The organism is Alkalihalophilus lindianensis (assembly GCF_032843265.1).
Classification (GTDB): domain Bacteria; phylum Bacillota; class Bacilli; order Bacillales; family Bacillaceae_D; genus Alkalihalophilus; species Alkalihalophilus lindianensis.
Genome location: NZ_JAWJBA010000166.1, coordinates 1 through 300, shown reverse-complemented (window position 1 = coordinate 300; position 300 = coordinate 1). Strand labels below are relative to the sequence as shown.

The 300-nt window shown below is 42.7% G+C and carries 1 protein-coding gene; it reads left to right on the top strand.

Features of this window, described 5'->3' with window-relative positions:
* Positions 1-300, top strand: a 300-nt coding sequence (locus RYX56_RS21790) for an isocitrate/isopropylmalate family dehydrogenase (RefSeq protein WP_317124042.1), incomplete at both ends; no start/stop codon positions are given.

Here is a 300-nt window from a genome sequence, read left to right as displayed (position 1 = left end):
GAAAGAAGTTCTGGCAGGTGAGAAGGCCTTTAATCAAACCGGCGAATGGCTTCCAGCGGAAACTCTTGATGTGATTAAAGAATATTTAATTGCAATCAAAGGGCCATTAACAACTCCTGTTGGCGGCGGTATTCGTTCACTAAACGTTGCCCTAAGACAAGAATTAGATTTATTTGTCTGCTTGCGTCCTGTTAGATGGTTTGAAGGTGTTCCTTCCCCGGTTAAACGCACGCAGGATACGGATATGGTTATCTGCCGAGAAAATACTGAAGATATTTATGCCGGAACTGAATATGAACA